Consider the following 13,816-nt stretch of genomic DNA (forward strand, 5'->3'; position numbering starts at 1 on the left):
GTCGACGGACTGGCGCCGGTGACGTCGACAACGAGTTCGTCCTTGACGGCATTGACGTAGATGGTTGCCGTCAAACCGCCGCCGGACTCGGTGAGGGTGGCCGTGTAGAGGTCCAGCGTCGCGTGGAAGTCAGGCGCGCCACTCAGTGCCGACAGAGCGGGAATCGTCAGGGTTCCGGGCGACAGACGATTCGGCAGGGTGTCCGCGCGGTTGAGCTGGACGGTCAGCCCGGAATGCGCCCACACCGCCGCTCCCAACGTCCCGTTGCCCAGACCGAGCGACTGCAGAGCGGTGGTGTTCGCTCTCTGCAGAACCACGTCCGAGCTGCGCACCACGCTGGGCACATCAAGATTGAACACGCCCGACTGCCACGCCGACGTATTCGAGGAATCAGCCACCGCTGGCGTGGAACTGAACGGAGGTAGGCCAAGCACTGATCCGATGAGTAGTATTATCCCGAACATGGGTAGGGCTCGAAATGCCCGCATCCCAACCTCCATTGTCGCCGATTCTTTGTCAGGTCCACCCGTTTTGATCAGGTCAAACGATTGCCCAGCTATCTTTGGCGACACGCTAAGTGCGATGGCATACTCGGTCAAGAGTCTCGGCACGGGCTGTCACCGCCAGATCGATTCCAATTCGGAATAGGCGGACGAGCCGCTTTACACGGTCCAACTCATCGAACTTTCATGACGGCTTATTAGTTCAATTGATGGGGCGTTTCCCACTCGTTCGAGGGATGGCGGGCAGGCCGCGCGCCCGTCTCCGAGCTGCTTGTTTCCCCGTCGGGAGGGTTGCTCGCCGCGGATGGAGGAGCCGGGGTGTCTCGTGGCGGGGGGCGAGTCCGGCACAGGCGGCAAGGTGGCCTGCGGAGCGCTGCGGATCTTCTCGGCGTGGCGGCTGCCGGCCTACCTGAACGGGTTGTCGGTGAGTACGTCGCCGGACCGAAGGCTGATCGGCCGTGACCTCGTGGTGCCGGGGCAGGCGCTGGGGCCCAAACAGCCTCGGCCGTTCTGGCCGGTGCCGGCGAAAACCCGGCTGTCGGAAGCGGACGGCCGGCCGGCCGGCGGAACGAGTCGGGTCCGCAGGTCACACACGCTGCTGGTGCTGCTGCATCCGGGGCAGACTCCGGGGCCGTACTTCGCGGCGGCAAGCTCCTTGAGGGTAATCAGCACCGGTTCCAGCTCGATCCCGGCTTGCGTCGGCCGGTACTCGAAGCGCTGCGGGCGCTCGCTGTAGGGGCGCCATGAAGCTCGCCTGACACGTGCACGTCAGTCATGCTCGGGCTCCGGTGCCGGTATCAACGGCAGGCACACACGGAACAGCGCGCCCTCGCCCGGCACGGTCTGCAGCTCCACGGTGCCCTGGTGGGCCGTGGTAAGGGCGGAGACGATGGCCAGGCCCAGCCCGGCACCGCCGCCGTCCTGACGGCTCCGGGAGGCGTCGGCTCGGTAGAACCGTTCGAAGACGCGGGCGGACTGCTCTGCGGTCAGCCCTGGTCCGGTGTCGGCCACTTCGATGATTCCGCGGCCGTCCCCGGTGCCGACGCCGATCCGCACCGGGGTGCCGGGCGGGGTGTGGGCGACGGCGTTGCCGACCAGGTTGGCGACCACTTGGCGCAGCCGCGCCTCGTCACCGAGCACCAGCGCGGGGCCTGGCGGCGCGTCCGCGCTGCCGGGGCCGGTGAGGGAGACCGGCCGGGTCGGGTCGAGCGCGGTGGTGTCGTGCAGGGCGTCGACGGCGAGGGTGCGCAGGTCCATCGGCGCGAGGCACAGCGGACGTTGCTCGTCCAGGCGGGCCAGTGTGAGCAGATCGTCCACCAGGCCGCTCATCCGCACGGCCTCGTTCTCGATCCGGGCCATGGTGCGCTTGACGTCGGCTGCGTCCGGCAGCGCGCCCATCCGGTACAGCTCGGCGAAGCCGCTGATCCCGGCGAGCGGGGTGCGCAGCTCGTGGCTGGCGTCGGCGACGAAGCGACGCATCCGTTCCTCGGATTCGGCGCGGGCGGCGAAGGCGGCCTCGATCTGCGTCAGCATGCTGTTGAGCGCGGTGGACAATCGTCCCACCTCGGTGCGCGGCGACTCCGCGGGCATGCGCTGCGACAGCGGACGCCCCGCGGCGATCTCCGCTGCGGTGGCCTCGATGCGGAGCAGGGGGCGCAGCCCGGCCCGTACCGCGAACCAGCCGGCCAGCCCGAGCAGGGTCACCACGGCCCCGCCGATCAGCAAGAACGCCGTGTGGAGCTGGGCGGCGGTGGAGGAGACCTGGTCCAGCGAGGCCGCCACGGCTACACCGGCCGGTGCGGTGGCGACGGTGGCATCCGCCGGGGCCGTGCCGTCGCCGCCCGCGCTGCGGGGCACCGCCAGGATGAGCACCCGCCATTCGCCGCCGCCGTGGTCGCTCGGTACGTCGAAGGCGTGGCCCATGCGGGCTCGCAGTGCGGTGGCGTTCATAACGGGCCACATCGGTCGGGGATCGTTCGCGGCCACCGGCAGCCGGACCTGCCGGGTCACCGAGCCGTCGGCGGCGGCGAAGGCGACCACGTACTGGCTCGGCAGCCAGGGCCGGCCACCGCCGCGTGGAGGATGGGCAGTGGTGCCCTCGGCGGCCACTCGGCGGACCAGAGGTTCTCCGAACCGCTGGAGCTGCTGGTCGACCCGGTGTACCAACTGGCCTCGGACGACCCCCAGGACGACCGTGTCGCTGACCGCCAGGCCGAGGGCGACCAGCGTCACCGCGAGCAGCAGCAGGCGGGAGCGGAGCGAGAGGGAGAAGGGACGAAGGGCGGCCAGTCGCCGTGTCGTCCTCGCGATGTGGGCGCGCATGCGCGGTCAGCCCTGGGGGCGACGCAGCACGTAGCCGACGCCACGCACCGTGTGGATGAGTTTGAGTGCGCCGTCCGCCCCGGAGTCGACCTTGCGGCGCAGGTAGGAGATGTAGGACTCGACGATGCTGAGGTCGCCGCCGAAGTCGTAGGCCCACACGTGGTCGAGGATCTGCACCTTGGAGAGCACCCGGCCGGCGTTGGCCATCAGGTAACCGAGCATCTTGAACTCGGTGGGGGACAGCGAGACCGGGCGGCCGGCCCGCAGCACCTGGTGGCCGACCGGGTCGAGTTCGAGGTCGGCGACGACCAGCCGCCCGTCGTCGGCAGGGCCCCCGGTCCGGCGCAGGATGGCGCGGATCCGGGCGATCAGCTCCTCCAGGCTGAACGGCTTGGTCACGTAGTCGTCGCCGCCCGCCGTCAGGCCGCTGATCTTGTCGTCCACGCCGTCTTTGGCCGTGAGGAAGAGCACGGGCAGGCGGGCGCGCTCCCCCGCCCCGGCCGGCCTCCCGTACGAGCCATCCTCCTCGCGCAGTCGTCGCACCACCGTGAAGCCGTCCATGTCGGGCAGCATCACGTCGAGTACCACCAGGTCCGGGCGTTCACGGGCGACCGCAGACAGCGCCTCGGCGCCGCAGGCCGCGGAGGCAACCTTGAACCCGGCGAAGCGCAGGGAGGCGGAGAGCAGTTCCCTGATGTTGGGCTCGTCGTCGACGACCAGCAGACTGGCCTCGGGTGTATCCATGGTGCTCCTGGCCCGTGGTGTGGTTCCGGTCGTGGGGATGGGCTGCTGCACCGTACGCCAGATGGCTGTGAACGTCCTCAGCCCCCCGCCCCGCTCGCGCCGCGCTGGCCGCCGAAGCCGCCGCCGAGGCCGCCCTCGGACACGGTGGTCGCCGCGATGTCGCCGCCGGCGTTCTGCGTTCCGCGCACCATCACGGTCTGGCCCGGTTGCAGGTCGGCGACCTTGCCGCTGTGCGCCTCGGTGACCTTCGTGGAGCCCGCGGTGGTCACCTTGACGATGTCGCCCCGGGCGTCGGTGACGTAGATCGTGCTGCCGTCGACGAGCTTGATCGTGCCGACGGTCGTCCCTGAGCCGCCGGGCCCCGAGCCGGTACCGGAACCGGTACCGGAACCGGTTCCGCCCTGGCCGCCGCCGGACGGCCGACCGGTTGCGGTGCCCGCGCCGCCTCGGGCCGCCGCGGACGTGGAGCGGGCGCCGGACGAGGACCCCTGGAGGTGGCTCTTCTCCACCAGCGCGCCGCCGGCGAAGGCACCCGCCGCAACGACCCCGCCGGCCAGCACCAGAGTCAGCCAGGGCAGCGCACGCCGCGGTGGAGCGCTCAGCTCCGCGGAGATGTCCCGCGCGTCTGGGGGCACGGCGAGGATCTCTTCGGGGGCGAGGGTCTCGTCCGGCCGGGTCGCGTCTTCTTCGCCTGCGGGCTGCGAGGGGCCCAGCGGCTGGGGCACGACGGGCACCGCCGGAAGACCGGCGAGGGTGTCGTCGGGCGCCGGGGCGTGGGCCTCGCCCTTCATGAGGTCGATGCGGCGTCGGGCCATGTCCGGTTCTCCCTGTCCATGCGGTCGCGTTGAAGTCGTCATCGGGGCTCACTCGTGCCGCAGGGCCTCGATGGGCCGCAGGCTCGCGGCGCGATTGGCCGGGTAGCTGCCGAAGAACAGCCCGATCGCCACCGCGATGGCGAACGCGCCGACCACCGACTCGGGGATGACCACCGGTTTGATGCCGACGATCGTGAAGCGTGAGCCGATGAGCCCCACGGCCACCCCGAGGCCGCCGCCGATCAGAGACAGCAGCGTCGACTCGGCGAGGAACTGCCCGAGGATGACCCCCTTGGGCGCGCCGATCGCCTTGCGGATGCCGATCTCACGGGTCCGTTCGGTGACGGTCACCAGCATGATGTTGGTGATCCCGATCCCGCCGACCAACAGCGAGATCGCAGCCACCGCACCGAGCAGCACCGTGAAGGTCTGCGTGGTCGAGGCTTGGGTTGTCAGCAGCGACGCCTGGCTGGCGACCCGGAAGTCGAGTGCCGCGGGATCGGTGATCCCGTGCTGCCCCATCAGCACGGTGGCGATCTCGTTCTGCGCCGGTGTGGTGGCCGCAGCCGACTTGGCCTCGACGAGGATCTGGCTGAGGGCACCGAAGCCGGTGAAGGCGTTCTGCACGGTCGGCAGCGGGGCGATCACCACGTCGTCCGGGTCCTGGAAGCCGGTGCCGCCCTTGGTCGCCAGCTCGCCGAGCACGGTGAACGGCGTCCCGCCCAGCACGATCGTCTTCCCCACCGGGTCGGCCGTGCCGAACAGGTCGGTCGCCGTGGTCGACCCGATGACGGCGACCTTGCGTGAGTTGAGCACGTCGTCGGCGCTGAAGTAGTCCCCCTGCGTCACCTTGCTGTTGGATGCCTCGAAATAGGCCGGGTAGGTTCCGACGACCTGGCCGACCGTGTGCGAGGTGCCCTGGTACAGCGCGGTCTGCGAGGTGGAGGCCTCGGGCGCGACCGACGCGATGTCCGGCGCCTGGGCGGGGTCGGCGAGCGCCCTGGCGTCGCCCACCGTCAGCGGCTTGACCGCGGTCGCGGTGCTCGCGCGGCCGAAGCCGCTGCCGGAAGAGACGGTCAGGGCGTTGGTGCCCAGCTTCTCGATCGATTCCTTCACCGCCTGCGAGGAGCCGTTGCCCACCGCCAGCAGCAGGATCACCGCCGCCACGCCGATCAGCACCCCGAGCATGGTCAGCGCGGAACGCACCTTGTTCGCCGCAAGCCCGCCCACGGCGAACCTCAGCGTCTCCCACGGGTTCACCGGTGGCCTCCCGTCGGCGCGTGCGCGGGCCGCGCCGCCACGGGGGCCGGGTCCCGCAGCCCGGGCGGCGGCCCGTCGACCGGTGCCTGCCGTACGTCGTCCACGATGCGGCCGTCAACCAGCCGGAGCACCCGTTTGGCGTGCCGGGCCACCTCGCCCTCGTGGGTGATGAGTACGACGGTGCGACCGGAGGCGTTGAGCCGGTCGATGACGGCGAGGACCTCGGCGGTGCTGTGGCTGTCGAGGTTTCCGGTGGGCTCGTCGGCGAGCAGCATGGCCGGGGAGGTGACCAGTGCCCGAGCCACCGCGACCCGTTGCTGTTGACCTCCGGAGAGTTCGTTGGGGCGGTGGCCGGTGCGGTCGGCGAGCCCGACCAGTGTCAGCGCCGCCAGCGCGCGCCGCCGGCGTTCAGCGGGCTTCACCCCGGCGTAGGCGAGCGGCAGTTCGACCTGGGCCAGCGCGGGGGTGCGCGGAACCAGGTTGAACGACTGGAAGACAAAGCCGATCTTCCGGTTGCGCACCAGGGACAGCTGGTGCTCGTCGAGTCCACCGACGTCGATGCCGTCCAGCAGGTAGCGCCCGGCGGTGGGCGTGTCCAGGCAGCCGAGGATGTTCATCAGGGTCGACTTGCCCGACCCCGAACTGCCCATCACCGCCACCAGGTCGCCCTGCTCCACCGTCAGGTCCACACCGAGCTCCTCGCCGGTCACCGGGTCGTGCGGACCGCTGAGCGCGTGCACGGCCGCTTCGCCGTGCCCGTACGTCTTGAGCAGCGACCGCACCTCGATCACGGGGGCGTCCTTCCGCGGGCCAAGGGCTGCCAGGTCGGTGGCGGCAGCGTCCGCCGGGCGCCGGCGCAGCCGCGGCCGCGGCCGCAGGGCAGGACTCATCCGCGGCCACCCCCGCCACCGCTCCCGGCGCGGGATCCGCCACCGCCACCACCGCCACCGCCTCCGCCGCCTCCGCCGCCTCCGCCGGCGCGTCCGCCGAAACCGCCGCGTCCGCCGCCGAAGCCGCCGGGGAAGGCGCCGCTTGGGAAGCCGCCGTTGCCGCTCTGGGAGACGCTGGTGATCTGCACCTGCTCGCCCGCGGTGAGACCGCTGGTGATCTGGTCGTCGGTGTCGCCCTCCAGGCCCACGGTCACGCTGGTGCGCTGCGTGGTGCCGTCCGGTTCGACGACCATCACGGTGCGGTTGGTCCCGGTGCCGCTCACCGCCGCCGTCGGCACGTAGAGGGCGCCGGACGCCTCGCCCGTCACGACCTGGATGCTCGCGCTGAGCCCTGTACGCAGGCCGGCGGTCGAGCCGGTGAGGGTGAGAGTGGCGGCGTACTGCACGGCGCCTGCCGAGCTGCCCCCGCCCCCGCCCGCCCCTGAGCCGCTCGCCACCGGGAGCGAACTGACCGAGAGCACTTTGGCGTTGAGTACCTTGCCGGGCTCGGCGTTCAGGGTGACGGTGGCCGCCTGGCTGGGCTTGAGCTTGAGCGCGTCGGCCTCCGAGAAGTCGGCCGTCACCTCCATCCCGGTGGGATTGGTGATCACCACGAAGCCGCTCGGGCTCGCCGAGCCGCCCGCGGAACCGCCACTGCTGCCGGAACCGGAACCGGAGCCCGACCCGGCACCCGATCCGCCGGCCGTTCCGGAGACCGTCTGGCCCACCTTGGCCGCCACCGACGCCACCGTGCCGCCGACGGGGGCGGTCAGCACCGTCCCGTCGACCGCGCGCTGCGCCGCCTCGACGGCGTTCTGCGCCTGGGTCACCTGGGCCTCGGCTTGCGCCAGCTGCGCCGGATCCACGGTCGTGGCCGCCGCCGCGGGCACCGCCTGCTCGAAGGAGGCGTATTGGGCCCGCGCGCCGCCGGAACCGGTACCCGCCGACGCGCTGGACGACGGCCTGGGAGTCGAAGTGGGGGCGGGGCTGTGCGTGGCGCCGCCGGGCGAGGAGGGGCGGGAGGAGGGGGTGGCGGACGAGGGGCCCGTCGCTCCGCCACGGACGGCGCCTCCGGAACCGCTGCCCGAGCCGCCGCCGGAACCCGCTCCGGAGCCGCCGCCGTGCACGTTGCCGGAGGTGTTGCCGGACATACCGCCGGACCCCGACGACGTGGCGGCCGGCTGTCCCTCCTCCACCTTGGTCAGGTTGGCCTTGGCCGCGGTGAGCGATGCCTGACCCTGTGCGAGGGTCTCCTTTGCCGCCTCGGGGTCCACTTTCGCCAGCACCTGACCCTGGGTGACGCGGTCGCCGGGTTTGACGTCGACCTCGGTGAGCTGACCGCCGGTGGTGAAGTTGACCCCGGCGTCGCTCGGCGAGGTCAGCGATCCGGACCCGGAGACCGTCGCCAGCACCGTGCCGCGGACGACCGTCGCCGTGCGCGAGCCAGTGGGGACGGAGGGGCCGCTGTCGCTGTTGACCGCCGCATAGGCGCCGCCGGCGGCAGCGAGGAGCACCACGCCGAGCGCCGAGTTCGTCAGGACGGCCCTGGGCCGCCGTGGGAGCACCTTCATGGCGCGGCATGCTCTCCGCCCATCCCCTTCAACGCCTGGGAGAAATCTGGGAGTTCCCTGACAACGCCGCCCCGCCACGGGTCCCCCGATCCCCCCTGAACCGGCCGGAAACGGACCGGCCTACTCGGTGCGGAGGGCCCGGGAGGTTACGGACTCCCCGGGAACTCTCAGCCGGTTCCCAGAAACTCCTCAACTTCGTGCTGTTCAGTCACGGGCCCGATCGGCACACCCGCGCGGGTCGTACCGCCATCCCGACGACCACCCCGAGAAGAGACCGGCCATGACCCGAACCCCCACCTGGCCACCCGTCATCCGATCCGCCATGTCCGCCGCCGTCCTCACCATCGGCGCCATCATGCTGACCGCCTGTTCGTCCACGACGTCGGCCAACACGGCCCAGAGCGGGCCCTCGGCGTCCGCATCCACGGGCGCACGAAGCGAGCAGATGGCCGCCTACCGCCAGTGCCTCTCCCAGCACGGCGTCACCCTTCCGGCGCGCCCCAGCGGCGGGCCGAGTGGCCGTCCCAGCGGTGGAGGCTTCGGCGGCGGGAGCTTCGGCGGCTTCGGAAGCGGCGGCGGCTCGGCCGACCCCGCCCGCCAGAAGGCCATGCAGGCGTGCGCTGCGCTGCGCCCGCAGTTCAACGGAGGGGGTGGGCGAGGGAACTTCGACAGCTTGTCGATGAAGGCTTTCGCCAGCTGCCTGAAGGACCACGGCGTGGCGCTGCCGTCGGCCTCCCCCGGCCACGGTCTGCGCGGCCTGAACACCACCGACCCCAGGACCGCCCAGGCGTTCCAGATCTGCCGCCCCCTCCTCCCCCAGCGCCCCTCCGGCGCCCCGATGCCGAGCACCACCCCGTCGAACTGATTCGAAACCCCCCATCCCGTGTCCGTAGCCGCTGGTCAGGCTGCTCCTTCTGCTTGCAGGGTGACTTGGTGGCCGAGTTGGCCGAGCTGGCTCACCAGGCGCCGTCCCACGGGCTACGCGGCGCACCGGGCGCAGGGCGGCCTGGATGACGGTCCGGCAGCGGTCCCAGGAGGCTGGGACGAGGTGCCCGTGGACGTCCACGGTGATCTCGAGCGGTCTGTGGCCCAGCCAGCGAGAGACCTCGTGGATCGGGATGCCGTGGGCGAGGCCGGTGGGGGCGAAGAAGTGGCGCAGGCCGTGTGGCTTGCGCTTCGGGCGGCCGTCCGGCGTGCCGATGCCCGCGCGTCCTTGAGTGCCCTGCGCAAGTGGTACGCGTGGGTCGTCGCCGTGGGCATGGTGCCTTCACCCGCTGCCGTGGCGCGCACAGCGCCTCCAGGCCCGATGTGGTCACCGCGCCCCACTTGCGCAGGTGCGTGTCGATCTCCTCGTCGAGGAACGAAGCGGGTTGCGCAGTACTCTCGGTGTGTCTTGGAGCTGACCTGGCGACGCACGCGGAGAAAGTCACGGCGTCGGCATTCGGCAGTGACGGCGAGGGGCTCGCTGATGCGCAGCCCGGCCCCGGCCTGCAGGTACACGGTCAGCCGGTGCTGCGGGGAGATCTGTTTGGCGATGAGGTCGCCTCGTGGAGCGTGGGGATCTCGTTCTCGACCACTGCGTGCGCCGCGGTGCGGGAATTTTCGCCCGGGTTCCTGCCCCGATGGGGCTGCGGCTGTCAGCAGCCAAGACTCAAGTGGTGCGCCCGAGCGAAGGGTTCGGCCTCCTGGGATTCCACATCCAGTGGCGCCGCAAGCGCGGAACGAACAAGTGGTACGTCCACACCTTCATCGCCGGCCGGCCTGTCCGATCGGTGAAGGCGGCGAAGGGCCGACGAAAGGGCTTCACCGAAGCCGGCTGCGCCCGCCTGCCGGATGCCGCACACCAGCAGCTCGGCGGCCCCGTCGTCCTGGTGTGGACAACGCGTAACACACACGTCAGCCGCACCATGCAGGAGCTGATCGCCGCCCGATCCTGGCTCACCGTCCACCAACTGCCGTCCGACCTCGGCGGACCGGCCGGCCTTCCGCTTCCGGGACCCGCCTCGACACGGTGCCCGCGGTTCGTCGCATGCAGGCCCGTGCCACGGCATCCCGGCTTTGGCCGCCGGTGTTCAGGCGGTCTCGGGGTGAATTCGCGGGCGTCGGCGTACGCGTCGGAGTGTGATGGCCGCGGCGGCGAGGACGAGGAGGAGGGTGACGGTGAGCCAGGGGATGATGGTGAGGGTGGCGTGGGCGGTGTCCTGTGCGGATCCGCCGGCTGTGGTGACGTGCAGGGTGAGGCTGTGGCGGCCGAATTGGGGTGCGTCGGGCCAGGGTTCGGTGAGTTCGACGTGTTGGCCGGGCATGAGTGTCAGCGCCAGGTTGCGGGACGGAATGTGCAGGGTGGTGCGACCGAAGAGGTCCGTGGCGGTGAGTTCGAACCGGGGCTGGAGACGGGTGTTGCCGCGGTTGACGAGGCTGTAGTGGATGGTGGCGCTGCTGGACCCTGTGAAGGGCACGGTGGGGGTGTGGCGGTCTATACGGAGGTCTTCGACGGCCAGGCCGGGTCGGACAGGGCCTTTGACGTGGAGGTAGATGCGGGCACCCACGGCACGTTGGATGCCTACGGTGAGGCCGCCCTGCTTCTGGGTGCCCTCGACGGCGGCGTCGAGGGCGACCAGGGCACCGGAGTGGTCGCCGGGAGTGGCCTTGGCGGGGATCGTGAGGGTGAAGGGGAGGTCGGTGTGGCTGTGGGCCCGAACGGTGACCCTGCCGGTGGTGAGCTTGGTCCAGGAGCCGACGTCGGTCTGCCGCTCGTCAACGCCCCGAAGGGCGAAGCCGCCGTCGCGGGGGGTGTTGTAGGCGTCGGCGCCGTAGACCCTGAAGGTCATGGGACGGTCGCTGAGGTTGGCGATGGTCACGCGGTCCTTGATTATGGCTCCGGGCCGGCTGTCGAGGGTGAAGTAGGTCCGTGACCCTGGGGCGGCACCGGCGGCGGGGGTGGGGTAGACGGCCCAGGTGCCGTTGTCGGCGGCGTGTGCGACCGGGGCCGTGAGCGGAGCACCGGTCAGCAGCGCTGCGAGCAGCGTCAGGGTGATCAGGACGACACGGCGGAGGTGTGCCCGGCGCCGGTGTCCGTTGGGTGGCGTTGTGGTCATGGGCGTGCAGCTTTCGTGGGAGAGCAAGGGGTGGGCCGTTTCGTGTAACAGCTGGGCTTGGAACGGCCCGTACTGCCGCCCTCTCGCGAGGGCGGCAGTACGGAGGTGGGTCAGCTGAGGGTGAGGGTGAGGGTGGTCTTGTAGGTGCCGGTCGGGGTGTAGGCGGGGACGTTCAGCGTGAGGCCGGCGCCGGAGGTGAAGTCGCCACCGGTGGCCGTGCCGGTGCCGGTGGAGTCGGGTGCGGCGGCGAGGGTGGAGGCAGTGGTACCCAGCGGGCCTTCGGTGCCGGGGATGCAAGTGGTGGGGCTGCCTGCGGCGGTGGTGCAGGTCGGCTTCCAGTGCAGGTCGGCGGCGGGGATGTGGTGCCTGTTGGTGGAGGTGAGGTCACCGCTGAGACGCCCGGTCAGGGACCAGCCGGTGCTGCCGCCGCGGTAGTCGCGGACCCTGATGGCCGGTAGGGGGCCGCTGGTGGTGGCGGCGGGGCCGAACTTCACCGCGGGCAGATCGGCCTTCGCCCGTCCCGGCATGGTCATGGTCAGCTCTCCTGCGCTGACCGACGCACTCACCGGCACCCCACCCGCAGTCCCACTGCTGACCTGGTACATCACGGTGCCGTGGGACGGCACCGAGGCGCTGATCCTGCCGTCGGTGACGGTCCTGGTCTTCTTCGCGGTGTCCTTCTCCCACAGATCGGTGAGGGTGAGTGTGGGGCCCTCGATCTTTATGCCGGCCGCGGTCGTGCTGATCGTCGCGTCGGTTCCCGTGGTGTTGGTGAGCGTGACGGCCACATCACCGTTCTGCAATGGCTTGGCCATGACGATCAGCCCGCCGGTGTCGGAGACCACGGTGCCCTGACTGCCTTGAGGGTCCTGGTCGACGGCGATCACGTCCGCGTTGCCGAGGATCCCGAGGGTTGCCTTGCTTGCGTGCGACAGGTCGTTGCCCATGATCAGCGGCGCGGCCATCTCCGCCCACAGGCTGAAGTGGGTGCGCTGCTCGGCAGCGGTCAGCTCGGTGCCGTTGCCGACCTCCAGCATGTCCGGATCATTCCAGTGGCCCGGGCCGGCTTGCTCGGCGATGCGCTGCTGACTGTTGATGGCAACGATGTTCCTGATGCCCATCTGGTAGTCGTTGCGGTGACCGGTGTCCCACTTGTTGGTGATGTCTTCGGTTGTGCGCCACATGTTGGCGATGCCGGACCAGTCGAACGTCTCGCCGGTCTTGGGGTAGTGCCCCCCGGAGTTGGGGTTGATGCTGTAGACGATCGGCCGCGTGGTGGCCTTCGCCAGTGCGTCACGCATCTTGGCGAAGTGCGCCTTCTGGAAGTCCAGGTCGCCGCCGCTGTCGCACCAGTCGTACTTGAGATAGTCAACTCCCCAGGCAGCAAATGTCTTTGCGTCCTGCTCTTCGTGATCCTTGCTACCGGGCCGCTGAGCGCAGGTTTTGTCCATCGGGGCGGCATAGATGCCAAACTTCAGGCCAAGGCCATGGATGTAGTCGCCCAGGTCCTGCATCCCGTTCGGGAACTTGTCGGTGTCCGCCTGGAGATTCCCGTCTTTGTCGCGTTCGGCTGCCGCCCAGCAGTCGTCGACCACGACGTACTTGTATCCGGCCTCGTCCAGCTTCAAGTCCACGATGGCCTTGGCGGCGTCCTTGATCTTCTGCGCGGTGATGTCGCAACCGTAGGCGTTCCAGCTGTTCCATCCCATCGGTGGGGTGGATGCTGCGGGGTTTGGGTCGGCAGCTGTGGTCGTCCTCTCCGCGAGGGCGGCGGTCACTGAGCTACCGGTCGCGATGGAGAGGGTTGAGAGCAGTGCTGCTGCGCGCTTCCAGGCACTGGAGTTTCTTTGTCGCATGGTTTCTCCCGATGGGTGTGCAGCTATGTCGTCCGGAACGCGGCACGGAAGGGCTGGGAATGCAGGCGGTTGCCGGCGCGGACCAGCCGGCGTGCCGTCAAACTGCGCTCTGGGAGCACAGGGACGTCAGTGCCGTCGTCCGAACCCGACGCTGCACGCTGTTGGGGCAGGGCAGGGGTGACTCGACTCGCGGGCTCGATCGAGGGTGAGCTCAGCGCCTGCTCTGGTTGCGATGGGGCAGTCGGGCCGTGGGGGCGGGCTGGCCGCTCAACGGCACCTCATGTTCCGTTAGAACTAAACGGAGTCAAACATGTGGCTGTATAAGACTCTTGTGACTTATGGATGTCAAGGGTGTTACGCGGTGCATGACGAATTCGACTCGCCGCGGGTGCCGGTGGACGGTCCACTGAGGGTTCGGCCGATGAGCGAGCGCCTCGTCCGTGAGGGGACAGATGTGACCTGAGGCTTGGACTGTCTCCTTTGCAGGTCCCGTTGGAGGGGCCCCTGTCCGCAGGAGCGGCATGCACAGCCGGTCTTTCGGCCGAGGCGTGAGGCGGGGTGGCGGCCCGAGTTGCCGGCCTTGTTACCGCGCCACTGCGGCGATACTGCATGAGGGGGAGCCATCCTCCCTGGTGAGCCCCTATGCGTCGTTCCAGTCTTGGCTGCCTGCGCCCGGCTCTTTCCGAGCGGGTTCGCCGGGTGTTGAGCATGCGACTCG

Annotated in this window: 10 protein-coding genes and 2 pseudogenes; 1 reads left to right on the plus strand and 11 read right to left on the minus strand. The window is 70.3% G+C overall.

What is annotated here, in order from left to right:
* The 9 genes and pseudogenes from ACH4UM_RS29345 to ACH4UM_RS29385 form a co-directional block, all read right to left on the minus strand.
* On the minus strand, positions 1–398 hold a 398-nt coding region (locus ACH4UM_RS29345; protein WP_398185621.1), incomplete at its 3' end, for a hypothetical protein.
* Between the two features lie 369 nt (positions 399–767).
* Positions 768–873, minus strand: a pseudogene (locus ACH4UM_RS29350) (transposase); the annotation flags it as partial.
* Between the two features lie 287 nt (positions 874–1,160).
* Positions 1,161–1,244 (minus strand): annotated as a pseudogene (locus tag ACH4UM_RS29355) (transcriptional regulator); the annotation flags it as partial.
* 27 nt (positions 1,245–1,271) lie between these two features.
* Positions 1,272–2,825: a sensor histidine kinase gene (locus ACH4UM_RS29360; RefSeq protein WP_398185624.1), complete on the minus strand. Its 1,554-nt coding sequence runs from the start codon at positions 2,823–2,825 to the stop codon at positions 1,272–1,274.
* A gap of 6 nt (positions 2,826–2,831) precedes the next feature.
* On the minus strand, positions 2,832–3,569 hold the full coding sequence (locus ACH4UM_RS29365; RefSeq protein WP_398185627.1) for a response regulator transcription factor: 738 nt from the start codon (positions 3,567–3,569) through the stop codon (positions 2,832–2,834).
* Positions 3,570–3,646: 77 nt separating this feature from the next.
* The gene (locus ACH4UM_RS29370) at positions 3,647–4,384 is read right to left on the minus strand and encodes a hypothetical protein (protein ID WP_398185630.1); all 738 of its coding nucleotides are present in this window, start codon (positions 4,382–4,384) and stop codon (positions 3,647–3,649) included.
* A 48-nt stretch (positions 4,385–4,432) separates the two neighbouring features.
* Positions 4,433–5,644 (minus strand): ABC transporter permease, encoded by a 1,212-nt coding sequence (locus ACH4UM_RS29375; RefSeq protein WP_398185633.1) that lies wholly within the window; start codon positions 5,642–5,644, stop codon positions 4,433–4,435.
* A complete protein-coding gene (locus ACH4UM_RS29380) occupies positions 5,641–6,534 on the minus strand; it encodes an ABC transporter ATP-binding protein (protein WP_398185636.1) in 894 nt (297 codons plus the stop codon). Before ACH4UM_RS29380 ends, ACH4UM_RS29375 begins: the two co-directional genes overlap by 4 nt.
* Positions 6,531–8,144, minus strand: coding sequence for an efflux RND transporter periplasmic adaptor subunit (locus ACH4UM_RS29385; protein WP_398185639.1), 1,614 nt, complete (start codon positions 8,142–8,144; stop codon positions 6,531–6,533). Before ACH4UM_RS29385 ends, ACH4UM_RS29380 begins: the two co-directional genes overlap by 4 nt.
* 280 nt (positions 8,145–8,424) lie before the next feature.
* Between ACH4UM_RS29385 and ACH4UM_RS29390 the strand changes: the two genes are divergently transcribed.
* A complete protein-coding gene (locus ACH4UM_RS29390; RefSeq protein ID WP_398185641.1) occupies positions 8,425–9,009 on the plus strand; it encodes a hypothetical protein in 585 nt (194 codons plus the stop codon).
* Positions 9,010–10,216: 1,207 nt separating this feature from the next.
* Here the strand turns inward: ACH4UM_RS29390 and ACH4UM_RS29395 are convergent.
* Both ACH4UM_RS29395 and ACH4UM_RS29400 read right to left on the minus strand, forming a co-directional pair.
* The gene (locus ACH4UM_RS29395; RefSeq protein WP_398185644.1) at positions 10,217–11,242 is read right to left on the minus strand and encodes a WxL protein peptidoglycan domain-containing protein; all 1,026 of its coding nucleotides are present in this window, start codon (positions 11,240–11,242) and stop codon (positions 10,217–10,219) included.
* A 110-nt stretch (positions 11,243–11,352) separates the two neighbouring features.
* The gene (locus tag ACH4UM_RS29400) at positions 11,353–12,951 is read right to left on the minus strand and encodes a glycoside hydrolase family 27 protein (RefSeq protein WP_398185647.1); all 1,599 of its coding nucleotides are present in this window, start codon (positions 12,949–12,951) and stop codon (positions 11,353–11,355) included.
* Positions 12,952–13,816: the final 865 nt, after the last annotated feature.

This window comes from Streptomyces sp. NPDC020801, from assembly GCF_044334385.1.
Taxonomy (GTDB): domain Bacteria; phylum Actinomycetota; class Actinomycetes; order Streptomycetales; family Streptomycetaceae; genus Streptomyces.